At 57.6% G+C, this 25,872-nt stretch carries 32 protein-coding genes and 1 tRNA gene; 26 read left to right on the forward strand and 7 right to left on the reverse strand.

All coding sequences use genetic code 11. The features are described from left to right. Together cdrS and NO931_RS13035 are read right to left on the reverse strand one after the other, a co-directional pair. On the reverse strand, positions 1 to 177 hold the full coding sequence (cdrS, locus tag NO931_RS13030) for a transcriptional regulator CdrS (RefSeq protein ID WP_256392768.1): 177 nt from the start codon (positions 175 to 177) through the stop codon (positions 1 to 3). 219 nt (positions 178 to 396) lie between these two features. After that, entirely contained in the window at positions 397 to 1,023 is a 627-nt protein-coding gene (locus NO931_RS13035; RefSeq protein ID WP_256392769.1) for a double zinc ribbon domain-containing protein, read from the reverse strand. Positions 1,024 to 1,173: 150 nt separating this feature from the next. Here NO931_RS13035 and NO931_RS13040 point away from each other — a divergent pair. The 11 genes from NO931_RS13040 (at position 1,174) to NO931_RS13085 (ending at position 8,241) form a co-directional block, all read left to right on the forward strand. Further along, positions 1,174 to 1,247 (forward strand) — tRNA-Tyr (locus NO931_RS13040). A gap of 261 nt (positions 1,248 to 1,508) precedes the next feature. Beyond that, on the forward strand, positions 1,509 to 1,892 hold the full coding sequence (locus NO931_RS13045; protein WP_256392770.1) for a hypothetical protein: 384 nt from the start codon (positions 1,509 to 1,511) through the stop codon (positions 1,890 to 1,892). 196 nt (positions 1,893 to 2,088) lie between these two features. Then, on the forward strand, positions 2,089 to 2,478 hold the full coding sequence (locus NO931_RS13050) for a hypothetical protein (RefSeq protein WP_256392771.1): 390 nt from the start codon (positions 2,089 to 2,091) through the stop codon (positions 2,476 to 2,478). Then, on the forward strand, positions 2,475 to 2,621 hold the full coding sequence (locus NO931_RS20930) for a DUF7563 family protein (protein ID WP_445668786.1): 147 nt from the start codon (positions 2,475 to 2,477) through the stop codon (positions 2,619 to 2,621). The genes NO931_RS13050 and NO931_RS20930 overlap by 4 nt, the downstream gene beginning before the upstream one ends. Before the next feature lie 63 nt (positions 2,622 to 2,684). Continuing rightward, positions 2,685 to 3,122: a DUF8023 family protein gene (locus tag NO931_RS13055; RefSeq protein WP_256392772.1), complete on the forward strand. Its 438-nt coding sequence runs from the start codon at positions 2,685 to 2,687 to the stop codon at positions 3,120 to 3,122. A 25-nt stretch (positions 3,123 to 3,147) separates the two neighbouring features. Beyond that, a complete protein-coding gene (locus NO931_RS13060; protein WP_256392773.1) occupies positions 3,148 to 3,279 on the forward strand; it encodes a hypothetical protein in 132 nt (43 codons plus the stop codon). After that, positions 3,280 to 5,214, forward strand: a complete 1,935-nt coding sequence (locus NO931_RS13065) for an Env/VP5 family phage fusion protein (RefSeq protein WP_256392774.1) — start codon at positions 3,280 to 3,282, stop codon at positions 5,212 to 5,214. It begins immediately after the preceding gene. A gap of 2 nt (positions 5,215 to 5,216) precedes the next feature. Further along, positions 5,217 to 5,768, forward strand: a complete 552-nt coding sequence (locus NO931_RS13070) for a DUF8063 family protein (protein WP_256392775.1) — start codon at positions 5,217 to 5,219, stop codon at positions 5,766 to 5,768. Then, entirely contained in the window at positions 5,765 to 6,538 is a 774-nt protein-coding gene (locus NO931_RS13075; RefSeq protein ID WP_256392776.1) for a hypothetical protein, read from the forward strand. The genes NO931_RS13070 and NO931_RS13075 overlap by 4 nt, the downstream gene beginning before the upstream one ends. Further along, the gene (locus NO931_RS13080) at positions 6,531 to 7,700 is read left to right on the forward strand and encodes a helix-turn-helix domain-containing protein (RefSeq protein ID WP_256392777.1); all 1,170 of its coding nucleotides are present in this window, start codon (positions 6,531 to 6,533) and stop codon (positions 7,698 to 7,700) included. Before NO931_RS13075 ends, NO931_RS13080 begins: the two co-directional genes overlap by 8 nt. Before the next feature lie 157 nt (positions 7,701 to 7,857). Then, positions 7,858 to 8,241 (forward strand): PD-(D/E)XK family putative nuclease, encoded by a 384-nt coding sequence (locus NO931_RS13085; protein WP_256392778.1) that lies wholly within the window; start codon positions 7,858 to 7,860, stop codon positions 8,239 to 8,241. Between the two features lie 6 nt (positions 8,242 to 8,247). Here NO931_RS13085 and NO931_RS13090 read toward each other — a convergent pair whose 3' ends face one another. Next, a complete protein-coding gene (locus NO931_RS13090) occupies positions 8,248 to 9,057 on the reverse strand; it encodes an HNH endonuclease (RefSeq protein WP_256392779.1) in 810 nt (269 codons plus the stop codon). 64 nt (positions 9,058 to 9,121) lie between these two features. After that, entirely contained in the window at positions 9,122 to 10,177 is a 1,056-nt protein-coding gene (locus NO931_RS13095) for a hypothetical protein (RefSeq protein ID WP_256392780.1), read from the reverse strand. 1,124 nt (positions 10,178 to 11,301) lie between these two features. Here NO931_RS13095 and NO931_RS13100 point away from each other — a divergent pair. The 5 genes from NO931_RS13100 (at position 11,302) to NO931_RS13120 (ending at position 15,847) form a co-directional block, all read left to right on the forward strand. Next, entirely contained in the window at positions 11,302 to 12,588 is a 1,287-nt protein-coding gene (locus tag NO931_RS13100) for a hypothetical protein (protein WP_256392781.1), read from the forward strand. 162 nt (positions 12,589 to 12,750) lie between these two features. Beyond that, positions 12,751 to 13,359: a hypothetical protein gene (locus NO931_RS13105; protein ID WP_256392782.1), complete on the forward strand. Its 609-nt coding sequence runs from the start codon at positions 12,751 to 12,753 to the stop codon at positions 13,357 to 13,359. Positions 13,360 to 13,559: 200 nt separating this feature from the next. Further along, a complete protein-coding gene (locus tag NO931_RS13110) occupies positions 13,560 to 14,648 on the forward strand; it encodes a restriction endonuclease (RefSeq protein ID WP_256392783.1) in 1,089 nt (362 codons plus the stop codon). Positions 14,649 to 14,943: 295 nt separating this feature from the next. Beyond that, positions 14,944 to 15,483: a tyrosine-type recombinase/integrase gene (locus NO931_RS13115; protein ID WP_256392784.1), complete on the forward strand. Its 540-nt coding sequence runs from the start codon at positions 14,944 to 14,946 to the stop codon at positions 15,481 to 15,483. 70 nt (positions 15,484 to 15,553) lie between these two features. Next, complete coding sequence (locus NO931_RS13120) at positions 15,554 to 15,847, forward strand: hypothetical protein (RefSeq protein WP_256392785.1); 294 nt, start codon at positions 15,554 to 15,556, stop codon at positions 15,845 to 15,847. An 8-nt stretch (positions 15,848 to 15,855) separates the two neighbouring features. On the opposite strand, the gene NO931_RS13125 is transcribed toward NO931_RS13120, so the two are convergent. After that, complete coding sequence (locus tag NO931_RS13125) at positions 15,856 to 16,575, reverse strand: HFX_2341 family transcriptional regulator domain-containing protein (protein ID WP_256392786.1); 720 nt, start codon at positions 16,573 to 16,575, stop codon at positions 15,856 to 15,858. A 449-nt stretch (positions 16,576 to 17,024) separates the two neighbouring features. Here NO931_RS13125 and NO931_RS13130 point away from each other — a divergent pair, with 449 nt between their 5' ends. Then, positions 17,025 to 17,561 (forward strand): hypothetical protein, encoded by a 537-nt coding sequence (locus tag NO931_RS13130; RefSeq protein ID WP_256392787.1) that lies wholly within the window; start codon positions 17,025 to 17,027, stop codon positions 17,559 to 17,561. Between the two features lie 47 nt (positions 17,562 to 17,608). Here the strand turns inward: NO931_RS13130 and NO931_RS20980 are convergent, their stop codons facing one another. Beyond that, the gene (locus NO931_RS20980) at positions 17,609 to 17,899 is read right to left on the reverse strand and encodes a winged helix-turn-helix domain-containing protein (protein ID WP_510629983.1); all 291 of its coding nucleotides are present in this window, start codon (positions 17,897 to 17,899) and stop codon (positions 17,609 to 17,611) included. Further along, on the reverse strand, positions 17,899 to 18,210 hold the full coding sequence (locus tag NO931_RS13135) for a winged helix-turn-helix domain-containing protein (protein ID WP_375142057.1): 312 nt from the start codon (positions 18,208 to 18,210) through the stop codon (positions 17,899 to 17,901). The genes NO931_RS20980 and NO931_RS13135 overlap by 1 nt, the downstream gene beginning before the upstream one ends. A gap of 216 nt (positions 18,211 to 18,426) precedes the next feature. On the opposite strand from NO931_RS13135, the gene NO931_RS13140 reads away from it, so the two are divergent. The 9 genes from NO931_RS13140 (at position 18,427) to NO931_RS13180 (ending at position 25,866) form a co-directional block, all read left to right on the forward strand. Beyond that, a complete protein-coding gene (locus tag NO931_RS13140; RefSeq protein ID WP_256392789.1) occupies positions 18,427 to 18,636 on the forward strand; it encodes a hypothetical protein in 210 nt (69 codons plus the stop codon). Then, on the forward strand, positions 18,629 to 19,348 hold the full coding sequence (locus NO931_RS13145) for a hypothetical protein (RefSeq protein WP_256392790.1): 720 nt from the start codon (positions 18,629 to 18,631) through the stop codon (positions 19,346 to 19,348). The genes NO931_RS13140 and NO931_RS13145 overlap by 8 nt, the downstream gene beginning before the upstream one ends. Continuing rightward, a complete protein-coding gene (locus NO931_RS13150; RefSeq protein ID WP_256392791.1) occupies positions 19,345 to 20,220 on the forward strand; it encodes a beta clamp domain-containing protein in 876 nt (291 codons plus the stop codon). Before NO931_RS13145 ends, NO931_RS13150 begins: the two co-directional genes overlap by 4 nt. Further along, positions 20,213 to 21,127 carry a hypothetical protein gene (locus NO931_RS13155; RefSeq protein ID WP_256392792.1) on the forward strand — a complete coding sequence of 305 codons (915 nt, stop codon included), beginning with the start codon at positions 20,213 to 20,215 and terminating at the stop codon, positions 21,125 to 21,127. Before NO931_RS13150 ends, NO931_RS13155 begins: the two co-directional genes overlap by 8 nt. Next, entirely contained in the window at positions 21,120 to 21,611 is a 492-nt protein-coding gene (locus NO931_RS13160) for a DUF6884 domain-containing protein (RefSeq protein WP_256392793.1), read from the forward strand. The genes NO931_RS13155 and NO931_RS13160 overlap by 8 nt, the downstream gene beginning before the upstream one ends. Further along, complete coding sequence (locus NO931_RS13165) at positions 21,611 to 22,249, forward strand: hypothetical protein (RefSeq protein ID WP_256392794.1); 639 nt, start codon at positions 21,611 to 21,613, stop codon at positions 22,247 to 22,249. The genes NO931_RS13160 and NO931_RS13165 overlap by 1 nt, the downstream gene beginning before the upstream one ends. Continuing rightward, the gene (locus NO931_RS13170; RefSeq protein ID WP_256392795.1) at positions 22,246 to 23,295 is read left to right on the forward strand and encodes a tyrosine-type recombinase/integrase; all 1,050 of its coding nucleotides are present in this window, start codon (positions 22,246 to 22,248) and stop codon (positions 23,293 to 23,295) included. Before NO931_RS13165 ends, NO931_RS13170 begins: the two co-directional genes overlap by 4 nt. 313 nt (positions 23,296 to 23,608) lie before the next feature. Next, entirely contained in the window at positions 23,609 to 24,346 is a 738-nt protein-coding gene (locus NO931_RS13175) for a helix-turn-helix domain-containing protein (RefSeq protein WP_256392796.1), read from the forward strand. A gap of 83 nt (positions 24,347 to 24,429) precedes the next feature. Beyond that, complete coding sequence (locus NO931_RS13180; protein ID WP_256392797.1) at positions 24,430 to 25,866, forward strand: APC family permease; 1,437 nt, start codon at positions 24,430 to 24,432, stop codon at positions 25,864 to 25,866. Positions 25,867 to 25,872: the final 6 nt, after the last annotated feature.

Here is a 25,872-nt window from a genome sequence, read left to right on the forward strand (position 1 = left end):
TTACACCTTCGCCAGGCCGCGCTTGCTCGAGCTCTCGCGACTGGCTTCCTGCTCGTCGATCATCTCGCGGACGGCGGCCCGAATCGCCTCGCTGCGGTTCGGGTACTGTCCGGTGTCGACCATCTGTTCGACGGCTTCGATCTGCTGTTTCGGAATTCGCAGTGTCACACGCTCCATGGTTTGTATTCCCCTTGGGTAAGACGGCCACAGCGTGTGGGACTCGCACGCACCGCGCCGTTGGCCCCGCACGACCCGTTCTTCCGGGCACACGCCCTCGCCTCCCGCGTGTAAGACGACCGTCTTACGCGATTATAGCCTCTTGGGCATACGTAATAAAGGTAACGCCGGACGTAAAACGCGCCAGTAAACAACTGTCTCGCAACCGCTCCGCAACGTTTACGCCGAGTCGAGCACGTCCGCGGCTGCCGTCCGACGACCGCAGCCCGGACAAAACGCCCAGTCCGATCGGAGCTCGTCGCCGCACTCGCAGAACACGCGACGCGTCGCCTTCTCGCCGCAGTTCGGGCAGTAGACGTGGTCGCCGTCGACCGTCTCGCCGCACTGTCCGCACGTCTGACCGCGCGCGTCGTCGGCGTTCGGGTCGGATAGGCGCTCGTCCTCGGCCGTGCGCGCGTCGGCAGACGCCCGTGTCTTACACTCGTCGTCGGCGTCCTCGACGGCGGCGCCGCGCGAATCCTCGACCGTCACGTTGACGTTGACATCTTGGGGACCGTTCCCGCTCGCGCCCGCGTGACCAGCGCCGAGTCGCTCGTCGAGCGCGGCGTCGACCCGCCGTTCGACTAACTCGTCGACGCGTGCCGCGAGGAGATCGTCGAAGCTCTCGGCTCGGCCCGCATCCTCGGACTCCGACACGGTGGCGGTAGCGTCGGTCGACTCGTCGGCGCTGTCCGACGCCTCCAGATACTCGCGGAGCGCCCGGCGCATCACCTCGCTCTTAGACGTCTCGAACGTCTCGAGTTCCTCGACGAGGTCGTCGTCGGCGCGGAACGTGATTTTGCTCATGGCCCCGTTCGTTAATTTGTCCGTCATCCTGCTATTTCAATGTTCGTACGCTGTCTGACGCGTGTCTGTCACCGGGCTGTGGACGGCTCGCACGGAGCCGTCGGATAATAACCCTTAAGTCCGGTTGCGGTTTTAGTTGAAATCGCGTGCCCGCCCTTAGCTCAGACTGGTAGAGCAGTCGACTGTAGATCGACTTGTCCCCCGTTCAAATCGGGGAGGGCGGATCTTCTCCGCAGTCGTTTTCGAACAGACAGCGAATAGCGTGCCGCCCTGCGATTTCCGGCCCTTCCAGAGAGCCGAAAATCGTGAACTGAACACGTTTCAAATCGCACCCCTTCGCCGTCCCGCGAATCTCATAGCAGACGGAGGGCCGGCATGAGCCGGTTCTGTCCACGCTGCGGCGGGCGGATGACCACCACGACGTCGCGCGGCGGCATCGCTCGCCGCGTCTGCGAGAATGGCCCCGACTGCGGGCGTGGTGACGAATGAGTCTCGGCGTCGAGCAAGCGGCGGCGTCGATCGAACGCCAGCTCGGTGAGCCGTCCCGACTCAGGTTCCCCGACGACTGGACGTTTACATCGTCGTGGGAACGCGCTCAGCGGGAGCGCGATGCTGGCGGCCCCGTCTCGCCCGCTGAGCGCGTCGTGTTGCTCGGGGGAGGCAAACCCCACCGCGTACTGTTCGCCATCTACGACGGCGCGCTACGCGCCGAGTGCGACTGCGAGGGCTACCGCTACCGCGGCTGGTGCGCTCATGTCGCGTCGTGCTGGTGGCGCTGGGTCCGGTCGGATCTCGCAGTCGTCGATCTCGACACCGGAGAGACGCACGTCTCACCGCCTTGGTGGCTGTCCATCGGAGGTGGGCGATGAACACCTACCGCCGAGAGCGGCAGGCATGTCCAGTCCCGCGCACGGGCACGGGCGAGCGCGTGAGTCTCCCAGCGACCCAGGGAGGGGTGTCCTACGTACTCTCGGTTTACACGAAAATCGTTCGCAGTACCGGGGTTTCGTCGCGTATGACACGGGCTGTTTGCGTCATGCGAGAGAGGTGGTCGGCGTGAGTCGGATGGAAAGCCCGACTGACGCGACGAGTCGAGTCACCATTCGGGTGCCCGAGAGCCTCCTCGAAGAGTACGACGAGGCGCTGGAGGACCGAGAGACGGATCGAAGCAAGGACATTCGGCGCTACATGCGGAGCGTCGTCAACGCTCCTGACCCTGACGAGAGCCGGCAGCCGCCGACCGACGATGAAACGCTGGCGAAAGGCTACGCGGCGCTTCGGAAGGCAGGTGCCGGGCGGTCGGTTCCGGTACGCGAGGCAAAGAGCATCGTCGCCCGTGAGACGAACATCCCCTCTGAGAGCGTCAGTCGGCGCGTGCTCAAGCGTCTCGAACGCCGTGGGTATCTCGCGTGGGGTGGTGACCCAATTAACGATCCGTGGGTGACCGTCCGATGACGTACTGCCAGAGCTGCGGAGCCCACGTCTCCGATCGATTCGCGCGCGTCTGTGGCGACAATGACGGGCGAGTATGGAACTGCCCCGAGTGTACGTCGGGGTGCCAGGACCGGCATCTCCGGCAGACCGCACCGCCGCAATAGGCCACTTTCAGCGGCCGAACCTGCGATTTTTTGTAGCTCGATTTTACACACCGGCGGCGCCTTATGGCACTGAACCTACCGGAGAACATGATCCCTGCCGGCGTGCGCCGGGAGGACGGCATCGATCTGACCGACAGCATCCTCGCGCCGATCTTCGTGATGGCGACGATCGCGCTCACGGGGCTGTTCAACCTCACCACCGGGACCTTCCCGTACAACTGGTCGTTCAACGACGCGCTGTACGCCGCCCACGGCACCGAGATCACCTGGGCGTTCGTCGTGACGATGGCGGTGATCTTCGTCGCCTGGATCACCAATGGCCAGACCACTCGCGAGGATCTGACCGACATGGAGTTCGTGATCGTGCTCCTGATGGTGATTCTGAACATCCTGAGCGCGCTCGTGCCCGCCGTCGCTGTTGCGGTCAGCGCGGCCTGGTACCTCGGCGTGTTCATGGTGATGCTCAACGGCGCCGGCTTCTGGATTATCGCCTACAAGTAACCGCGGAAAACGGAGACTCAACACAATGAGCATTCATATTTCGGACGAACTGGAACAGACGCACCCGGAGACCATTGCGTTCCTCGCCTTCTCTGGCGCGGCAACCGCGCTCGCCGGGATCGCCGGACTGACCGCTGCCGGTGCGGGGGTGATTTGAGTGGCGACTGATGACGGCCACAGCCCACGCCTGAACTGCGAAGTCTGCCGGCGTGACGTACTACGCGGACTCGGTGCGGCAGGCGCCACGGCAGCGCTCGCAGGGACGGCCTCGGCACGGAACCGGACGGGTAACTACACCGATCCGGACTCGGAGTACATGGCCGCGGTGGGGAACTTCGGCTACGGGATGGGTTCGCTCGCGTACTTCTCTGGGAAGGCGATCGACGGCATCGCCTCGCTCGCGCCCTGGGGCGACGAGAGTTCGTTCAAGGAGAAGTACGAGTACCAGCAGCGTCTGGAGATCTACCGTCGAGCGTACGACTTCGAGCAGATGGAAAAGCGCGCGCTCACTGGCGTTGAGAACCAAGCGAACCTGTACAGTCGCGTTGCGATGGAAGATGGCCTGCTCGAACTGTTCAATCAGGCCGAGAACGGCGCCTCTCGAACGGATGCGACTGCAGCTGCCAAGCAAGTCGTGCGCGACGAGTGGGACAAGATCCTCCAGCAGATGCTCACCCACTTCGAGCAGAACGTGCTGGCCGTTCGCAATTGGTACAACCACCTGAACGGCCTCCCGACGGATATCTCAACCGACGACGGGAGCATCGCGTACTCCATGATCCCCGAATGCCCGTTCTCGGGGAAGATCGAGCAAAATGGCGTCTGGGTGGGCGTCGACAACACCTACACGATCAGCACCTACGAGGAGTCGGTCGACGTGGAGGGCATGGGGCCGAACGATTTCGAGCCGATGGCGCCGGATGGGCTCTTCGTCGCAAAACTGCCGAATGACCTGACAACGCCGTACAGCGGCGGGACCAACTGGGAGACCTACGACGACTACAGCCTCTGGAACTCCGTTGGCAACCGCATGGACGGCGGGTTTGAGTTCCCCGAGGATCAAAGCTCGTCTGAGTACAGTCCCCCAGAGATCTGGACTGCCACGAGCGATACCGGCGCGGGGCCGAACGACGTGTACCTCGGGCTGCGGTTCTACCCGCCGAACCCGGCGCACTTCGACGTGAACGAGGATCAGGTCGAGGACGTGAGCGACCACCCGAACGCGCATGTGCTGATGCACACGCGCTACCTGAACGTGCTCGATACGATCGAGACCGAGCGCCAGAACTCGCTCGACGGCGTCGAAGCCTGGGCCAACAGCAACTACGTCGAGATGCGAGATAACCCCAACCAGTGGGACCGCGAGGATATGGTCGGGCCGTCGGCACTCCAGGATTCGGCGGCCAACGCCTCGAATCCGGCAGAGGCGGCGCTCCAACTTCGCGGGATGGGCATCCCCGTCAACAACGAGACCGACGTTCTGTTGGAGTTCCCCGAACAGACCGACCTGAACGGGAATCCGATCCAGGCACCCGGCTACCTCGGCGCGACGAACCCGCCCGAAGGTGGCTTCCCCGTTGGCGAAGTGATCGACCCCGAAGACCAAGAGGGCGGGATCTTCTTCGCCCACTGGGAAAACGACGTGTCGACCGAGGACTCCCCAGACAGTGACGGCGGGAACACGACGGACGGCAATACGACGGACGGGAACACCACGGACGGAAATACGAGCGACGGCGGGCTCGACGGCGAGCAGGACGACGACACCGGCACCTACTCCGAGCTGGTCCAGCCGTTCAAGATCGTCGCGACGGCCGACGGATCGGACACGCTGACGATGAACGCCCGCGACGTGTCCACGCCGGACTACGACTGGCAAGAAGTCGTCGACAACCTCGAAGACCTAAACACGGCCCAGGAAGACGCTCGCAACCAGACGATCAACGTGATCAACGAGGGCGGCAGTGGCGGACCGCTCATCCCCGACGACTTCGACCTCGGGACCGGGAGCCCGCTCGCCGGGCTGGCGATCATCGGCGGGGCGATCATCGCAGTCGGCGCTGCCGTGACCAACCTGCTGCCGGGGAACTGACCATGCGCCGGCTCTTTTTCGCGCTGTCGCTGGTTGTAGCGATGGCTCTGGCGATGGGCATGGGCGCGGGCGGCGCGCTCGCACAGGAGAACACGACGAACGGAAGCGCAGTCGAGGCGGGCGCGGACTACGAAGAGACGGTCGGCCCGAACGTCCGACTCGTCGATTGGTCGTACACCGCCGGCCAATTCACGCTCGAATTCGAAGCGGATGAACCGACCTCGGTGTCGATCACAGAGGCAGGGACGTGGAGTGAGGGAAGCGGCCAGTTCAACTACGTCGAGCAGGTCGTCGGTGAAGGCCGCTCGACGGTCGTCGTGCCGGTCAGCGATCGGGACGGCGCCGCGGTCGGGATCACGACCCCGGCGAGTATGGACCAGGGCACCGGCGCGTACGTCTCGATCGGGACCGACGAGGAAACCCAACAGAATCCACTGACAACGTTTGGTGGGGAGTCCGGGCTATTCACCGGCGTCTTGATGACGATCGCGCTGGCGGCTGTCTCGGCGTGGTACGTGGTCCGCTCGGAGAACTCCGGGGTGATCGAAGCATGAGCGACACCAGCGGCACCTTCGGCGGGTGGTCCGACCGCATCACCTACCTGCTGGCAGAGGGCCAGCTCCTTGCGGCGGGGCTGGCCGTTTCGGTCGGCATCCTGATCGTCTGGTTCAAGCCGTCGCTACCGGGTATCCCACCGATTGCCGGTGGGATCTTCGCGGCACTGCTACTACTCGGACCGCCGCTGCTCGGACTGTTCGTCACGGGCGCGCGGGCACTACGGAACCGGAACATGGTGACGGTCTACCACATCAACGGCCGGACTGACGAGCGCGAGAAGTACTACGTCGCACCGGAAGTCTGGTCACAGAAGACCGTCGACGGCCCAAGCCCATACCTCTGCAACAACGGCGACGCCTACGAAGTTCGGGAGTTCGACTGGCACGAAGACGTCGGGACGCTCGCCGTCCGGGGTTGCTACATGAGCCAGATGGCCGACTCGAAACTCGTCACCTGTAAGGCGATGCTCGAAGACGTCCACGGCGATCTCGTCGAGGCGTACTTGGACCTGAACCGGCTCCGCGGTCGAATCTCCAAGATGGGGCTGCAGATCCAATCCGACGTGATCAACGAAGAAGCCGAGGCCGACGAGCGCGGTCAGATGAACCCGCGGACAGCCGTGAGTGATCGGTTCGAGGCGGCAAAGAAGAACGCCGAGCAAGCCGAGAACGACGAGATACAGGACATCGAACAGTACGCCAACGAATACGCCGACGAACACGGTGTGCAGCCGCCTGCCACCACTGACGGAGGAACCGATGAGTGACGAACAGGACAACTACACGGTTGGCGGATTCCGCGAGTACCAGAGCGACAATCTCGCGCGTGATCCCGACGAGGTACTTCCGCACTCAGGGTTCGTGCGCGACGAACAACTTGACCGGCAGATGACCGTCCGGGCGCTCCACCATGATCCCGACCGGTGGACATCGAAAGCGCCGGCGGACTACCTCGGGGTACAGAAGAACCTCGATATTCTCCGGGCCGAAGGAGGTCACACGGCCCGGCAGGCACTCGAAAACGGCGACTCGCTCACCCTCAAGCACTACATCGGTGATCCCTCGCAGGAGGCTGACCTCGCGGGACTAAAAGCGAAGATGCGCCTGGAGCAGATCGTCGATGGACCGGCGCCGGTGATCGTAGTCTTGGGCGAGATGGGCGCCGGCAAGTCCGACTTCGCTGGGCTGTTGGGCCAGCTCCGTGCGCACGTTGTCGACCAGGATCTACTCGTCGGGAGCAACATTCGGACGCTCTCGAGGAACGACGAGTGGGTGCGTGAGGATGGAACAGTCGACGACGGATACATCCCGAACTACCCACTGCTGACTGAGTGGGTCCAGCAGGACGGGAATCCCGTCGAAAATCCCCAGCAGCCGAAGCTGTTCATCGGTGACGAGTTCTCGTCGCACGGCAGCGGCACCGGCGAGGACGGCCACAAGGTCCGGAAGCTGATGGGGCCGCTGGTGTTCAAGATCCGCAAGTACGGCGGCGCACTCATCTACATCGGCCACGACGAGAGCTCGATCCACCCGATGCTCTGGCGCGTCGGCACGATCATCAAGAAGACGTCGAAGAAGGAGGCGATCGTCGCCGATCGAATCTCGAACGGGAAGCTCGTCGACGTCGAGTCACGCCCACTCCGTGGCATCCCCCAGACCGATTGGAGCATGGCGACAAAGGAGGCCAGCGAGTGGTCCTGGGAAGCGCCGTCGGGCGAGGAGACAGCAGATACGGGAATCGACGATACGGACGTGAAACGCGTCGCGATGTGGACGATGCAGGCCTGTCGCGAACAGGGAATGTCGCCGCGTGAAACTGCCGAGTTCGTGCCCTACAGCCACACTACCGTCAACAACTGGTTGAACGAGTACGACGAAGGCGGCGAGAAGCGCGAGTGGGTTTCCAGCGTGGAGGCCGCAATCGCATGAGGGCGCGACGGTGTAAAGCTGTAAATCGCAATCGACCCCCCTTTAGTAGCCCATACGCCGCTCGACTCCCAGACGGTCGTCGTACGATTGCGATGGGCGCGCGAGCGAGTGGCCAGCGGAGGATTATATATAACAGCGCGCGATGCGCGTGGTCCGAGTGAATCGGTCGAAGCGAGCGAACCACTTCGGGACGATCTGCGAGAAGCGAATGGCGAAGAAGCGCCGGTTCGATCTCGACCGGGCGAGCTGGCACGACGCACGATTCCAGAACGGAACGCCGGTCGAGATCAAGAGCACGATGGTCGAGCACGCCGACGGCCAGCCCGGTAACTTCAAGATCTATCGGCAGTACCACGACCGGCTCCGGCAGGCTGACGGCTGGTACTGTTTCGTCGTGTATCGGCCACACGGACGCTCGGGCTGTACCGTGCTCGACGACAAGATGGTCCGCGCGGGCGATCTCCCGTTAATTCGGTGGCACGGCGGTGGTGACCACCGCGATACGCAACAAGCGAAGATCGATATTTCGGCAATCTTCTGAACAGAGCTAGGTTCGGGATTCTACTTTCTCGATCAAATCCTGGTTGAACTCGTCGCCGTCTTCTCCGTGATGTACTCGCCGGTGGCAGTTCGGACAGAGCGCGATGACGTTATCAGGATGGTCGGCACCCCCGTCACTTCGTCGACGTAGGTGGTGGACCTCCAGGAACGGCTCTCCGTTCTCGTCGTGGAAGGGAGCATCGTCCCCGCACCCTTGGCAAACTCCGTCAGCGGCGTCGAGGGCGTACTCTTTCACGACTTCCGACCGCTGGTAAACAGTTCGGGAACTCGAACCCTCAGCCGGGCGTCGTTCTCCAGAAACGCTCTGCTCAGCGCGCTCGTAGAGTTCTTCAGTCGAGAGATTGTCGAGACTTCGAGCACCGACGTCGATATCTTGCCCTCCCGCTGGGACGAGCTCGAATCGAATAGCATCGCGCATGTTGCCGTTTCGATCTGGGAGGCGTGGGTGCTTGTGATCCTTGTACTCATACTGGCCCACGTAGGAGACTTCCCAGGCCCCCTCCCTGCTCTCGAATACATGCAGCTCGTCACCGTTCGCTGCATGATCTCGAATCGCCGCGTTGCCCCCGTCCATCGTCATGTCGCCGTCGCGTCCCTCACCCGTATAGAAGAATCGTCCATCATCTAGTAATTCGTCATCGTAGCCGTGCCACTCACCGGATTCTCCGAAGAAGATGAACACATAGGGGTAGTCAGCACAGGGAGCAATTCCGCTGTACCTATTCCCGCCGAACTGCTGATGGATATCTTCAACTCTATCGTACGTCTCACCAACGTCGAATGGATTTGCTGGCATTTTAAGATGGATTTTCAGCGGAAGCGAGTTGTTACGAGGGGTCAATCATTTGTGTTTTCAAATCTCAAACACTAATCGTCGTGGAGCGATCACCCTTCTCCAGAATATGCCTCCGCGTTCTATTGAGATAGTTGGATGGAGCTTTTTGTTTGCTAGATATACTATCAAGATCTCTTCTGATCAAATCTAAAACTCGATCGCTAGAAAGATCGATATTCAGTGTATCTAAATACCAATCTTGTTGATGAGCAATATCTGCTTGAATTCGTAGAGAAGTCAGTAGCCAATCAAGCATCTCTTCTCGGTAATCCTCATTCTTAGCATATTGATCAAGTGCGTAGCTGTTCTTTAGATGTTCTCGATACGCTGGATTGAATTGCTCAAGTTGCTGATTTGCAAACCCCGGAAGGCTCCTATCGGATTCATAATACGGGTATGTCTCTGGAGGAATTCCCCGAATCGGAAGTCCCAGTTTGCAACTTTTAAGCTTCTTTTCGATTGGCTTCCATGTGATTGCCTCTTCATAGATTCTATTAGACGATCTTAAATCTCGGTAGGGATATCCGTCCATTTCCCTCTTTGTAGTATTGAACTTGGTTTTCACATCAGGTATCGTAGATGAGCCTGGACAATACTCCACATAAATCCGGGAGACTTCTTCTCCTTGTTCAAGGTATTTTGCGTAGACGGCACAAATATCAACAAATATAGTTCGGTCAAGCCCTTCTTGGATTTGTTTGTGTTGTGGTGTCGCCGGAAGCGCATAGAAGGCTTCTCGGGGGTTATATCTGTGGAAGAGAATTCTCAATTGATCCATGTCAATTTTATAATTGAGCCACTGTTTACCGTCTCGGACTACGGTATTGTCTGGAGACTTGTGTTGGAAGACGATCTCTTTAGCAGTCTCTAGTTTTATGTCATAGCCATCTGGTTTATTAGATGATGTGTTCGCTCCTTCTTCATATCGTGATGGAGATATTGCAACCAATCTACCAAATGGAGGATTTAGACGATTTAGCTGTTGATGAGTTAAATTCACAGTGAGAGTGTTTTCGCTGGGATAGTCGTTTAAATCTCGAAACTGAGAGTCATCATATGATAATTTGGAGCCAGGATTCATGATTCTACTACCCAAAATCATAGCATATAATATATGCTTTGGGAAGGTGGCGATAGTGAGGATAGTCCAAGCAAAAGAGATCTGCTTACGTAACTATCATGGGGACCTAATATGTAGCTGGTAGCTATGATAATCAAGCGGAAGGACGATCAGATGTGGCATTTCGCTCAAGAAACCCGATGTGGGTGGGCCGATAAATATGCTATTGAAGATCAATTCACCGCGTCAAAGGTTGTAGATTCGGAGTCCGAGCTTCCCTCTAATTTCTGTGGAGAATGCAAAAAGCGACGTGAAATCTCTTCCGAGGATTGAGCGCTCCGACTTTCGAGAGGTGAACAGCAATAAGTGTTACAGTCCTACAATTCTGTAGGAAAGCGGCATCTGAACCCAAACCACAAATCTTGAGAATGGCTGATTCAACCACCAAACCTACGACTCATCATACTACAAGGCTCAGCTTGTTCTGGCTATAGAGAATTTACTGTTACCGCTTGAGTGGGACCGAATAAACATTTGATGTCGCTTTTCAGAGTTGAAATATACTGCGTTACGATCATTCGATAGAACTGACTGACTGACGATGCCCTATAAAATATTTGTCAAATAATCGCTTGTTTGGTGAGAATACAATACGTTGTTTTATCCGAATACCGTCTCAACCGCTATTCAAGAATGGCATGAATGGGGACCCACCTTTTCCGAACTCTCCAAATCATCTTGACCCCTCAGAGGTCCATAACCTAGATGAAAAGCTCCAGCGGGGCAATCACTCTCTCGCTCATACCGACCACGACAAGATTCTCTCTTCGCTCCTTCGGACGATCCGCGCGAATGGGACTCACCGAACACTAACGCAGTTCTATGTCCACAATCTCCTTCGGATGCGGCTGTTACGCCAAGCAGATCGGAGCCGCGCAGCGTCAAATCCGACTGGTTTAGAAATCTCACCGGAGCAGGATCCAGGGCTCCCACCACGACTTGTCCAGTTCGGCGTCGGTATTACTCTCCGGACGAATACTGAAACGAACGATCCACAGACGTTCAAGCAAATCGCGACACATCTTCTTGAACTCAAAAATTGGTACGCTCGCCAGGGAAGTTCACACCTCCCTCTTGTCTCACCAATGGCAGATCCGTACTTCGGAATGGTATGGCGTGAACTCACGACGCTTCGCCACGCAGATGGCTTTCAGATGCTTGAAAAAGCGTACCGGGCATACAAACCGTGGGAGGAGAAGATGGAAGAGCTTCTCGGCTTTTCCATCGAGGATGCTGTATACTATACGCGTGAACTCACGGATTGGATTACACCGCGATTCGAAGGACGGGATTCGGAAGTTGCGAGGTATTCTCCTTCGCTTCTAGACTTTCCTCAGAAGGCAATCGATCTTACTGACGAGGCGGTGTGGGCGTCCGAAGAGACCCTTGTAGACTGGTGCGACGACAGCCCACGTTTCAATAACTTCATAAATCGACTGACGGTCAAACCGGGCACCGTCACCAATTTTCGAACGCCAGTGGATGTGAATCCACTGGAGCAGGCACCATTCGTCCAATCTGATGATGAGTACCTGCTTCCGCTTCCCCGCACCGTTCTATATGCTCTCGCTAACACATTCTATTATGACTTGATCGATTCAGAGTACCAAGGCGAATTTCAGTTACAGTTTGGGGACTGGCTTGAGGAGTGGGCTACAGATTGTCTCTCGAAAGTATTCACAGAAGACGAGATTATTCAGAACTACACCTATGAGTACGATGGGGAGAAAGTGGAGGGTGATATCCTGATCCTCCACGGTGACGAGCCACTTATCATCGAATGTAAGGGGAAGAAGCTCCGAGCTGAGACTCGTAAGGGAAACTTCGGTGGTGTCGACACGATTAAGGAAGACGTCGAACGGGGGATCGGGAACGCATACCATCAGGCTGATCGATTGGTTGCCGGCGTTCAATCCGGCCAAATCACACAAATCAGGACATCGACTGGGACGACGATCGATTTAGATCCCGCGTCCTTTGAGGATGCTCGTCGGTGGCTTGTTCTTGGGGAATCGTATGGATCGATCGCAACACGGGACTTCGCGAAGATACTGGAGATCACACCAGTCCCGTACGTCTGCGATATTTACGATCTACAGATTCTTGCAGAAGTCCTTGATACGCCAGAGCGACTTCTCCACTATATCCGACAACGGATTCGTCAAACAGCAGTCCAACTCCGCCGTCCCGGTACTCAATATGCGAATTCGAAAACGTTCTGTTCTGATGAAATCGACTACCTGGCCGTCTACAAGCGGAACGGGTGGGAATTCCCACCAGGTGCTCAACGCATTAAGGGGGCCGGAGACAACCTCCGTGAGGACACGATCGATTCGATAATGGATCACAGGGAGTTTCGATTCACATTCTGACTCGCTGTTCTTAATGAGAGTGTTCCGTGCCCATGGCCCGATTCTCGGTCACCTTGTGACACATTTCGACGCGTTGTGGTCGGACGGCACCGTAATTCTATCTCACAAAGTCCAGGATAAGTGAGAATGTATATCTATTCGTGTTAAGAAGAAAGGAGGTAAATGGCTAATCCTACTTGGATCGGATTATTAGGTCTCCTTCTCGACTTATCGGGTGCTGTTTTAGTCTTAGCGGCGGATTGGCGTCCACTATACAACCGTTTACTGAGAATAGGAGCAGGGGACCTTTGGTTATCAAAGATACCAATTATGGGGTATCCATTGCGTAGGCTGAATTACCTTCATCAACTGACCTTAGCTGAAAATAGGCTTCTATCTGGGGAATTTGAGGAGGTGAATTGGATCAAAAATGCACCTCCAATTAACAAGTGGGATGACGGCTTTGACCCTCTAAAGGATCTTCTGGTGCATGATCTAGATGTTTTACCACAGTTCAATCGTATTAATTTGGGGATGATACCAAGAGGACATACAGACCAGCCAGATGTATCTAGGGTCTATTTAAACACTTCATTACTCTCAGTCTTGAAAAATCGTAGAAAGCAAGGTTTGGAACCTTGGTATCTAGACGATTCTATTGATAGTGTTCCGATAGAAAAGGTACGCCAAGAAGTAGATAACAAAAAGAACAAAATCATTGTTGGACTGGGTGCTCGACTACTCATTGTAGGGTTTACGCTCCAGATAGTTGCACGACTTATCTCAGAATAATACCTGATCTCAGCAATCTACAGTCTAACAAGTATGTAGAAGTCATGGGAGCTATCACCGAAAAGTAGAACTGCGAATCTAACGCTGGAACTTCTATCGCTCACTGAGTATATTTGCAGGTGCGTGCTGAATGCACAACGCGATCTTGCAAGACCTGTGTTTGAGGTTGATTTAATACACTTGAACAAAACTCTGCAGTCATGACCCGTGATAGGCTTTTTGAGTTTCTAAGCGAACTTCCGGACCAGGATCACGAAACAGGTAGTGACTTTATGTACCAGAATATATCAGAATTCCTAGATATTCTGCAGTATGAACCAGATATTATATTCTATGAGCTAGGTGGTCAGTACAAAGTAGATCCTGCTCATTTGGATGAAGATAGGATCTCAGAGGAGGAAGACGTATTCCGATTCACTCAGGCAGATGCAGGAGTAGCAAGAAGCACTTCTTCTAGACCGTATATAGTAATTGAGGCAAAATACTCAGAAGAACTCCCGTATAGTGGGGACATAGAACTGTATGATCATGTCCTCTTTGAGCAGCTAGAATTATATACTGATGCCTTTAACCCGACCTATTCTGTATATTTGACTAATTACTCATTAGTTGTTTATTGTGATGAGGGGGTCTCGAACTATGATCTGCGGGAGATCTCTCTGGCCGACGCAACAGAAATCTGGGAACTATTGCGAGCGCCAGAGGAGCTTCCACGAGAAATCGCTCCGTCAATCAAGAGTGCTGAAACAAACTCTATCCAAACGGAGTATTTCGAGCTCGATACTGTAGAGTATATACGAGCTCTCCGGGAGGTAGATGAGGCAGACTCAACTGTGGAGAAGGGCGATTCATTTGAGCGATTGGCAGTGCTGCTTTTTTCAGGGATATCCTTTCTTCGGAAGCGCGATCGAAAGCTCAGAACTCATACAGGCGAGATTGACGTCATCGTTGAGTATCTAGGATCAGATAGTTTGACAATATTTGACGAATATTCTCGGTTTATTTTAGCTGAATGTAAGAACTGGAATGACTCAGTTGGATCTGATCAGATCCGTGTATTTAAAGACCGGTTGAATGAGCATGGGCTTGATCTCGGGGTGTTCTTTGCTCGTAATGGGATATCAGGAGATACTGGTGCTGACGCATCAAAACGAGTACGAGATATCTTTCGGGATGAAGGAATTGCCATCATTGTCATCAGTGATTACGAGCTTAAACAAATAAGGAAGGGTATGAGCTTTTATGAAATACTCGATAAGAAGCTGTATGAATTGCGTTTTGCGGAGTGACTCTCACAGATATTATTAGTATGGCCCCTGAGTGTGTGTCCTTCCTAGCGCTTGGATTCTTGATTCCGTACTGTGGTTATACCCCCCAGCTGATCATATCCTCTATATTTAGCATGCAGTTTCTGCTACTTCCTGGATAAATCGGGCGCGCTCCATTGCTGTTGACCTATATTGGCGCCAAGCAGAATTAACAGTCTTACAAGTCTGTTAAACGCAACCCGCCGAATCCCCTCGAAACCCCGCGATCCCAACCTTCTTTGTAGACCGTTTTACACACCGCTGGCGCCGACGTACAATGACCTGGAAACGAGAGCCGCTGGAGAAAGACGAATTGACCGAGCTGCTCGACGTCGCAGAGACGTTCGATCTTGACCACGACTTCACGATCCGGACGTTGGTACACACCGGTCTCCGCGCTGGGGAGTTCGCCCAGCTCCGGAGCGACTGGATGGACTGGCAGAACGAACAGCTCCGGGTGCCCGTCGAGCAGGACGGATGGACGCCCAAGACCGAGCACGCCGCGCGGACGATACCCGTTCGTGACCCCGATACGCTACGAGTGATCCGCGAGTTCTTCAAGCGCAACGAAGCCGTGGGCGTGGGCCGGCAGGCGGTGTACCACCGCGTGACGCGCGTTGCCGACGAGACAGCGATACAGAAGAAGGTGACGCCGCACGTGCTCCGGCACACCTACGGAACGCTCATCGCCTCGAAAGGAGCGACGCCGCAGTACATCCGGCAGACGATGGGGCATGCCGATCTATCGAGCGCGAATACTTACATCGAGTACAGTGGGGTGCAATTGAATGAGGAAGCAAGCGAGGTGTGGGGATAGCGGTGGAGAACCATTCTGCCCATTGGATTGAAATAAGAGGATTATGTTACTGACCAACATGGCAAAAAGCATGGAAAAGGAAAAGTGGACAGTAGAAAGCGAGAGAATGGCATATCCAAGCCACTGTGAGATAGTTGAATCACGTTCGGGCTACGAGTGCATTATCGAATCACAACCTGTGGATCCACGATCCGAACAAGACTGGTTTGGAGTTGTACAAGAATATGAGGGTGCCTTAGGAGTGACTCCTTGTTCAGAAGGATATCGGGTTGTGTTTAGTACTGATAATAAGATGGAAGCAAAAGAGATAGCCACGGAGCTTGCAAAGGAATTAGACGCCTTTGCCTACCCATCCTTGCTATAGATCGACCGTTATTCTATTAAATATCTAAATGCTTTCAGGGTATCTTCGCCACGTTCCGTGATTTGAACTTGTTTCTCTCGTCCAATGCGCCGGGACTTGGCCCAATCTCTCTCAAGAATTGGCCCTATCAAATCTTCTAATGGTCCATACTTTGCTTTGTCAGCGCTAATATCACGATTAGCAATAAACGGAAGATCGTGTTCTTCGCCAAATTCAATTATCTCTATCTTCGTTAGTGGTCCTTCTGACGCCAAGTGATCGAGGATTAGTATTTGCTGTTTTTGCGGTGTATCCATATGGTATGCAGGGAGTTCATTGATATCAGAAATACCGGTAGCAACAGAGAGATCTCCATAGTCCTCAGCCTTGACATAGTACGGTTTAGCGTTAGTTGCCATACACGCGATCATGCCAGCAATAGCTGTTACTTTGCTCCCTGTGGATAGATTCACATGGATATCGTGATTGGCGTGTTCAGATATCGTTTGAGCAATTGTTCCTATTGAGTCATATAGATCGAAAATGTCGCAGTGGGCGAAGTCATATTCGATGTCATATTTTTCTAGCTTCCTTTCTACTTCATCAACGCATTCCTCGGCTTGATCGTCTGGTTGCTCATGCTTGATGAGAACGACCTTCTCAGCACTATACTTCTTGGCTGATTCGTAAACCCGTTCGGTTTCATAACCGACAGGCATGATATGAACCCTGAAGGAGACATTCATCATGAGTACTGGAAGACATGTTGCCGTGGATAAAATAGTGCGGGGTCAAAGAGAGACATAAAAACCTGTTGATAACAGGGATTAGTCTATGGTCTTGCTGTTTTCAGTGGTTTTCTTGATGTCGTTCTAAAAAAGACTATAGACGATTCTCGTGGCCATTATGTTACAGATGTAGAATAAGATGGTTTAGTTCTTCAAACCATCACGCAATTCAAGTCGGGGCGCGCCTTAGTATACGGCAAATAGGCGACATCGAAACCAACACGAACGACGACTTGGCGCAACGCAAACCTGCAACGCTGGCCTGCCAAAGCAAAGCGATGCAGGTTGTCCCCGCGTGCCTGATGGTCTGGGTCTGAGGTTCCGTGCTGGATTTCAGCAAGGGATCATATTAACCTTTGCCATTTTTGGCAAGTGGGTGAGGTATACTACGACGCTAACCAACTCAACAAATGAGCAAACCCACGAAATCGAGAAGTACAACGCTGACAAACTGGAATGACCTCCCCTCGGACACTCGGCGGAGGCTACTGAAAGCAATCGCAGTCACACAGGGAACGGACGAATTCACTCGTCGTGACCTGGAGGAGTCCATAGACGAGACGGACCTCTCCCAAGTCGTTGACGACCAGAGTGAAATCGTCGTCCGAACGAAGATGTTGAACAAACTGGTCGAGGAGGATGGCTATCTGACGAAGACGCACCAGAGCGACGGCGTACCCTTCGTCCTGTACGTCGGCGACCATGCAGACCCTGACGACCCACTAACTGGACTCACACCTTCCGAACTAAGCCGAATGGTTCGAGAGGTCCTGAAGAAGGAGGGTCGAGGGAATGCAAGTGTTGACCATATCGACTTCCGCTACATGGGGGAAGTCTGTACGAAGGTCAACATGATGTTGTCCGATACGGTACTCATCATCGTCTCCGACCCGAACGAGTACCGATTGCGGAAATCGGCACTCTCTGAAATCCGTAATCACATCTGAGAACCTGAGTCCTTTGCCGAGCTGGAGGTGACTCCACTCGGGAAAGCCTACCTTCGTAGTTGCGTCCGATAAGGAAGCGGCTGATGGGCCGCATCCAACTCTCCTTCAAGATACTGCCGTCCCTCACCTGTGATCGCATACAGATTCGTTTCCTCATAGATCGGGGCAATCAGCCCCGCCTGTGTAAGCTTCCTACAACGTTCCTCCACCCGGCCCTGTGATGCGTTGAAGCGAAACTTCTTCGACATGAATCGCGGTGTCGACCACGAATCTTCTTCTAGATGCTCGAGAATTCGCTCGTCAAGGGTACACATCCACCGGGCGGGCTTTCGATCCATTATGACTCAGTAGTCTCGCTAGCAGTAGGACCGTTGTTAGCACCGTTTCCGTTGAGGAAAACGCCATTCTCGGCATCATATTCTCCCTCCAGATATGCCTCACCTTCGTCAGTTATTGCATAGACGCCATTCCCGATCGGCCGAAGTAGGCCATTTTCTGCAAGCTTCTGGCAGCGTCGAGACACAGAAGAATGCGAAATTCTCACACTATCTTTCTCAGCCAGTTCACCCACTGGTTTCGGCCCGTCTTTTCTAACGGATTCGAGAATTCGATCATCCCAGATTGTCATCCAAGTTCCCGACTTCCTCATTGAAACTCATTTTGTCATTTAGTCACCTATATCTCATGGGATTCTCTAAAACAAGTTCTATGACTCTATTTGGTCAGTCGTTGCATTTATGCAATAGGCGACCATTGGCAGAATCAAGGAGCAACCAATCGGTATGTAGATGACTCTTGTAGGCAGATGAAGCCGGGACGACGCTGGACCCGTCGTCCCGATAAGGTTGTTCCGTCGGTGATCGCAATGACGGAAACCAACGCGGGGCATCAGCCCCACGATCAGACAGACGTATCGCCTGCCCAAAGACCTGACGACGCCGGACGCTGCCCGTGCGGCGCGAAAGCGGACGGCTACGACGCCCAGCTGGACGAAGCCACCTGCGAGGACTGCGCGGAACTGTGGGCCGATGGTGGCCTGACCACGACCGACGTTCAGGGTGGTGCCGATGCCTAAGGGCGTCCCGCGGGGCTACTCGGTCGACCACGAGAGCCCTGACGAATTCTCTGTTCGGTGCACTGACTGCGGCCTGCTCAAGCTCCACAGCTCCCGCGCTGGAGCACACAGCCATGCCGACAATCACGGTCTCGCGTGCGCGCCGACTGCGGTCAAGCCCCTCACGCGAGAGTCCGAACGGCCACAGCCCGGCGACGTCGCCACGCTCACCTACGAGAGTATCCGAAGCGAGAACACGATCGACGTGGGCGGGCCGATTCTCGACGTCGCTGCCCTCGAAGGCGACGAACTGGAGACCGAGACGGCCTGCGAGATCGTTGTCGAAGACTCCCGCGATGATCGAGTGATCCTGGCGCGCTTCGACCCCACCGGCGGACAGACGCTTGACGCCTACAGCGTCACGGAGGGCCAGAATACCTTCCTCGGCGAGCTGGTCGACGTCGACGTCAAGCCGGTGGCGACCGACGGCGGACGTGACCGCGAAACCAAGACGTTCCATCGTGCGGTGTGCGCCTCGTGTGGAGAAGAGAACGGGATCAACCTCCCGCGACTTCTGAAAGTCAGTGCAACGGTTGATCGGAAGATACACAACCGGAAGTACCACAGTGGGGCGCCCGCCGCGGAAGTCGAGACGTTCGAGGCAGAAGCGATCGGCCATGTTCCTGCCAACGCCCCACCGACGCCGGGCGACGTCAAGGAGGTGGACGCATGAGCCAAGCTGTCGAAGCCGACGACCGAAGCGACGAGCTGGAGGTAACCACCGACGAGGACGCGACGGTGAGCATCCTCACGAACGGTGATCCGATCCGCTCGTTCGCGGAAATCCTCAGCCCGGTCGCTGAAGAGTTCCGCGTTCAGCTCGACGAGGACGGCCTTCACACCTGCGCCGTCGATCCGGCGAACGTCGCGCTCGTCGACTTTACGGCCCACGCCCAAGGCTTCGATCAGTTCGACGTGACTGAACCGATGACCTTCGGCCTCTCCCTCTCGGCGTTCGAGAATGCCGTTTCGTGGGCCCGAAAGCGTGGTGGCGACGGCGACTCTGTCGCGATCGATATCTACGACGATCCCGCGCGGATGCGCGTTCGCGTCACCCGCCCGGACCAGGGCGTCACCCGCGTTACGGAGTGGTTCGGTGTCGATCCAGGGAAGATCCGCGATGAGCCGAACATTCCGGACCTCTCGCTGCCGGGCCGTGCAAAGGTCGACGTCAAGCCGTTCAACCAGGCCGTGCAGGCGATCGACAGCAACCACGAGTCGGCATTCGTGACCCGCGACGTCTCGACGTTCGTTCTCGGGAGTCAGGACGGTGGCGACACGACGCCGTCCGACGACGATAGCCCACAGGATGCAGTGATGTTCGCGGATTCGGCATGGAACGAAAACGGCGACGGCGCACCCTGCTCGTCGCTATTCAGTCTCGACTACCTGACCGAAATCGCCGAGTCGTGTAAGCGCGGGAAGGCCGACCGCTTGCTGGTCAAGTGGGGCGACGAGTTCCCCGCGCGCTTCGAGATCGAACACGATGACTGGGGTTTCGAGGCGACGTACATGCTCTCCCCACGGATCCAGAACGATGAGTGAGGGACCAACGAGCGGGATTGACCGCTACGGTCGCCAGGCCAACCACCCCGACGAGTTTCGAGCAACAGCCGACGAGATCGAAACCTTCGACGGAGGGCTTGCGCTGGGCTATCTCCGACGGCTGGAAGTCCTTCTCGACGCCTGTCCGGTTCGGATTTACGCTGCATCGTCACTGAAGCACCCGTGGCCGTACCGTCTCCAGAACGCCGCCGAGTGCTACCCAGCGAGCTTCTGGCGATCCCAGGACCGCATCCTTGATTCGGCAATCGGCAAGGACCTGAGTAACGAGGAGGTTCTCGACCACGCGGTCGAGCGTCACGCGACCGCGGTCGTCGCCAAGGACTACCTCCACGACCCCGAAGCGACCACGGAGAGCATCCGCAAGTTCGTCGACCTCTACGACCCCGACGTGCACCCGCGGGCGTTCGTCCCGCTCCAGCCGCCGTACGACGAGCACGTCGCGAAGGTCTACCCGCTTGTCGAGGAATCGCAACTGGACCACCGATACATGCTCGGCGGGCTGGCAACCGCGTCGCCATCAGAACGGATCGACGCCTTGCTGGCGTTCCGTCGGGAGATCGGTGAGGAGCCAATAGCGCACGGACTCGGTTGGGGACTCGACGACGAGCTGGTCGCGACGATCCGTGACGAGCCGACGCTGCTGGACTCGGTCGATAACTCAAGCCCGTCGCAAGCGGCTCAAAACGGGCAGGTGCTCGACAAGCACTGGCAAGCCCGGGACTGCCCCAACGTTGATGGGAAGTACCAGAACAGCGTCCACGGCGCCTTCGAGTTCGCGATGCTCGTACAGGCGACGCACCGGCTCACGGAGTTCAATGACGACTTCGAGGGCCTGACCGAGCAGGCTGGTCTCGGCGAGTTCGGAGGTGTTCGTGCTGATGACTGAGTTCGTGCTCGTCAGTTGCTCGAAGTCGAAACTCGACGGAATGCACCGCGGAGAGGACCTCTACGAGCCCAGCGACATCTTCGGGAAACGGCGGACGTTTGCCGAACGCGAGGGTGTCCACTGGGGCATTCTGTCGGCCAAGCACGGGTATCTCCGGTCGTGGAAGGCAGTGGAGAGTTACGAGCGTCACATCAGTGACCGGACGCCGGTCTGGGGCGCATTCGTACTTGACGATCTCCTCGCCGATCTGGAGTTCTACGGCGTGGATCAGGTGACGATCCTCGCCGGAAAGCGGTACGTCGACCCGCTGGTCGCCGAGCTGGAAGCGCGCGGCTACGACGTGGTCGACTACAACCGTGGTCTCCGTCCTGGTGAGCGGAAGCAAGCGCTCAAGAAGGCGAACGCGCCAGGGGAACAGTCCCAGTTGATCACTGACGGCGGTACTGACACGAGCGGCATCTCACATTTCGGGGGCTGTCTCTGATGGGCGCTCTCGGAGCTGCGGAAGACTCTGACCGCGATGACTGGGATGGCCTCGAGCTCTCGTATCACGCTGTCTCCCCGAACCGATGGACCTTCCAGAGCAAGAAGATCCGTCAGTGGGTCGAAGAACGGCTACGGGGACGGACTCTGAACGCCTGTGCCGGAAAAACGAAACTTGCCCACGACCACGAAATCGTCCGGAATGATCTCGACGAAAGCCGTGACGCCGATCTCCACGTCGATGTGTGTGAGATTGCGGACCACTTCGAGAACGAGTCGTTCGGAACGATTCTCTACGACCCGCCATTCTCGGAGAACCAAGCGAACGAGAGCTACGACCTCGGAGACGGCGAGGCGGTCGTCGCCGGTCGGGACGCGATAGCGAAACGCCAGTTCGACAAGCTGCTGAAGCCCGGCGGTCGGGTGATCCAGTTCGGATTTACGACCACCTGTATGCCCGCGTCGATGGACTACGACCGGCGCGAGGTGGCAGTCTGGAACACGCTCGGACGGTGCAACGACTACCTCTCGGTGGTCGACAAGAGACCAGGCCAGAGCGACTTTGGTTCGCGCTGGTTCGGCGGAACCGCCCGCGATGAAAGCACGGGAATTAGTCGGTTGGAGGGCGATCAACCGTGACCGATCTAGAGCCCATCGGCCCACGCGAGGCGATCGACCTGTACCTTGACGCCCGCCGTGACGACACCACGGAGATGACCCGCGAGGGACAGCTCTACCGGCTCCGCGCGTTCGCTACGTGGTGCGAGGAAGAGCACATCCACAGCCTGGACGAACTCGATGGGCGGGACCTCTACGCCTATCGCATCTGGAGACGTGAGGGCAACTACACCGACGCCGACGACGAGCTGGCCCCATCGACGCTACGCGGTGACCTCGCTACACTCCGGGCGTTCCTCCGGTTCTGTGGCGACATTGACGCTGTCCCACCGGAGTTCTTCGACCGCGTTCCGCTGCCGTCTGTCAACGGTCACGACGTGAGCGAGTCGACGCTCGACCCCGAGCGCGCCGAGCCGATTCTCGACTACCTCGGGGATTACGAGTACGCCAGCAGGACGCACGTCACCTTCCTGCTGCTGTGGCATACCGGCTGCCGGATGGGCGCACTTCGGGCGCTGGACGTCGACGATCTCGACCTGGAGGGCGAGCGGCCGAACGCGGATGGGCCGGGGATCCACTTTGTCCACCGGCCCGATACTGGAACGCCGCTCAAGAACAAGTCCAAGAGTGAGCGGTGGAACAGTATCAGCGACTACGTCGCCCGCGTGCTCGACGATTACGTCAAGGACCGTCGAGCTCGGGTACGCGACGAACACGGACGCGAACCGCTAATCTCGACTGCGAACGGTCGGATAGCCCGGACAACGCTCCGAAACACGCTGTACCGGGTGACGCGGCCCTGCTGGCGCGGTGAGCCATGCCCGCACGACGAGGATCCGGAGACGTGCGAGTACCGGAAGCAGGAGCGCATGAGTTCGTGTCCGTCGTCCCGATCGCCCCACGACGTCCGGAGCGGTCGCCTGACGTATTACAGGCTTCACGAGGTAGATCGGACGGTCATTAGCGACCGGATGGACGCGAGCGACGACATTCTCGACAAGCACTACGACCGGCGTTCTGAGCGACGGAAGGCCGAGCAGCGACGGAACCACCTACCCGACACATGACACCAATGTTCACCACCCGAGACGATACGCACCCTCGAAACCGAGCGCGGGGAGGGCGGACTGCTTTTCCGCGAACCGGACGGTGAGCGGAAAGCACGTCGATCCCGACCCGATTTGAGCTTGTGAGTCGCGCGCAGCGAAGCGAGCACGTCTCACAGTGTTCAAAATCGGGGAGGGCGGACTCGTTTTCCAGTTGATCCGTAGCTGATCAGATTTTTCGTCCGTCTTCGTTGGAATCGAAATCCTGTCAGGAACGAATGTTGGGGCTCTATCCCTGTCTTGTCCCTATCACCCTTTTATCCCTTCCTGCCGTATGATAACACACACCGTGACTGTCTCCCAGACGGACGAACAGACCATCGGCTCCCGCCTCGTACTCGACATCTGGCATCCCGACTGCTGGACGCTGGAGGTCACCGAGAGCGCGCCGGGCGGCCTGCTCGGCCACGGCGTGTACGCGATCGACGGGAAGGCCACCGGCCGGTTCACCGCCTACGGTCGGTGCGTCGAGGACGTCGCGACACTGGTCGACGCCGTCGAGGCGTCGCCGCTGACCGACGACGTCTGGGAGGCCGACCAGCACTACGCTACCGACGTCGGGGCGCCCGACTCAGAGAACGTGACGACCGGGCTGGTCGTGGAGTACGAACTCGAAAACAGCATCAACGACGCGCTCGTCTCGCGGGGGTTCCTCCCCGACGAGCCGGTCCGGATGACCGGCGGGCGCGAGTACTGGACCGTCGTGACCCACGCGGATCGCGACGCCATCGCCGAGCGCCTGGAGGAAATCCGCGAGGAGAAGTCGGCCAGCGTCAGGATCGAGTCGATGCGCGCGATGGCCGAGGGGCTCCGGGGCGGCGCGTTCCCGACCGACCGGCTCTCCGAGCGCCAGCGCGAGGTGTTCGAACTCGCCCGGCGCAGACACTACTACACCTGGCCGCGCGAGGTGAGCGCCGCCGATCTGGCCGCGGAACTCGACATCTCCGAGGCGACGCTGCTCGAACACCTCCGGAAAGCCGAGGCGAAGCTTCTCGATCCTGACTCCGCGTAAACGCGACGGAGCGTTTCTGTGTCGGCCCCCTGTGTACCTAGGTGAGGGGGTTAACCCTCGATCGTGTCTAGTCATCACTTGTCATGGCTACCGACACAGCCACGTCCGATCGATCCGACCGGAGTCTCGCGCGCGACATCGGCCCGCTGGGCGCGATCGCCACCGTCGTCGCCGGGACGCTCGGCGCCGGCCTGTTCGTCACGCTCGGCACGGCGAGTTCGACGACCGGGCCGAGCGTCATCCTGATCATCGCCCTCTCGGGGGTGATCGCGATGGCGATCGCGATCAACTACAGCTGGCTCGCGACGATCTTCCCCGCGGCGGGGTCGACGTACTCCTACGTGACGCGAGTGTTCCGGAATCGCCTCGCGGGGTTCGTCGCGACCTGGTCGCTCTGGCTGGGGTATATGGCCGCGGTGTCGGTGCTGGCGCTCGGGTTCGGCAGCTACTTGCAGGTGTTTTATCCGAGCGTCGACCCGCGATTCGCCGGGATCGGCCTGATCGCCGTGCTGTTCCTCGTAAACATGCTCGGCGCGCGCCGGTACAGCATCTCACAGAACGCCATCTTCATCCTGCTGATGGTCTCGATCCTGGTGTTGGTCGTCCCCGGGACGTTCACCGTCGAGGCGGGCAACTACACGCCCTTTTTCACGGGCGGGTTCGACGGCGCGCTCGCCGCCGCGGTGCCGCTGTTTTACGCCTACATCGGGATCGCCGTCGCCGGCGAGATCGGCGCCGAAGTGAAAAACCCCGAGCGGAACCTGCCGCTCGCGATGGCCGGCGGGACGCTCATCCTGATCGTGCTGTACATGTGGACCGCCGCAGTGATCTACGGCGTCGTCGGCGACTACACCGTGCTGGCTGCCTCGGACCGACCGCTCTCGACCGCCGCCGAGACGTTCCTGCCGCTGAACGCGACCGCTGTCGTCGGGTTCGGCGGGCTGCTCGCGACGGCGTCGAGCGTCCACGCCGTGATGGCCGCCGGCATCAAGCTGCCGTACTGCTGGGCGTGGGACGAGGTGTTCCCGAAGAAGTTCTCGGAGGTCAACGAGCGCTGGCGCACGCCCCACTGGTCGCTGTTTACGCTGTTTGCGGTGTCGACCGGCCTGACGTTCTGGACCGGCGGGCTCGACCAGGTCATCGCGATCGCGACGTTCAGCTACCTGATCGCCTACGGCGCGACGTCGTTCACCGCGATGTACGTCTACCTCAGGCGCCCGGAGCTGTGCGAGAAGGCGGCGTTCGACCCCGGCCGGTGGATCTTCGTCCCCGGGCTGCTCGGGCTGGGCGGCTGCGTCCTGTTGATCTCCCAGGCCTACCAGGGCTCGATGACGATCTACGTCCCGTGGCTCGCGATCGGCCTCGTCGTGTTCGCCGCGTTCTGGTTCCTGGGGAAGCGCTCCGACACCGACGTCGACGCCATCCTCGACACGCTCCCCGGCGTTCCGACCGACGAGTACAGCCCCGAACTGGTCGACGAGCCGACGATCGCCGACGAGGGGACGCCCGCAGACGACTGACCTAAA

The sequence above is a fragment of the Natronoarchaeum rubrum genome (assembly GCF_024494695.1).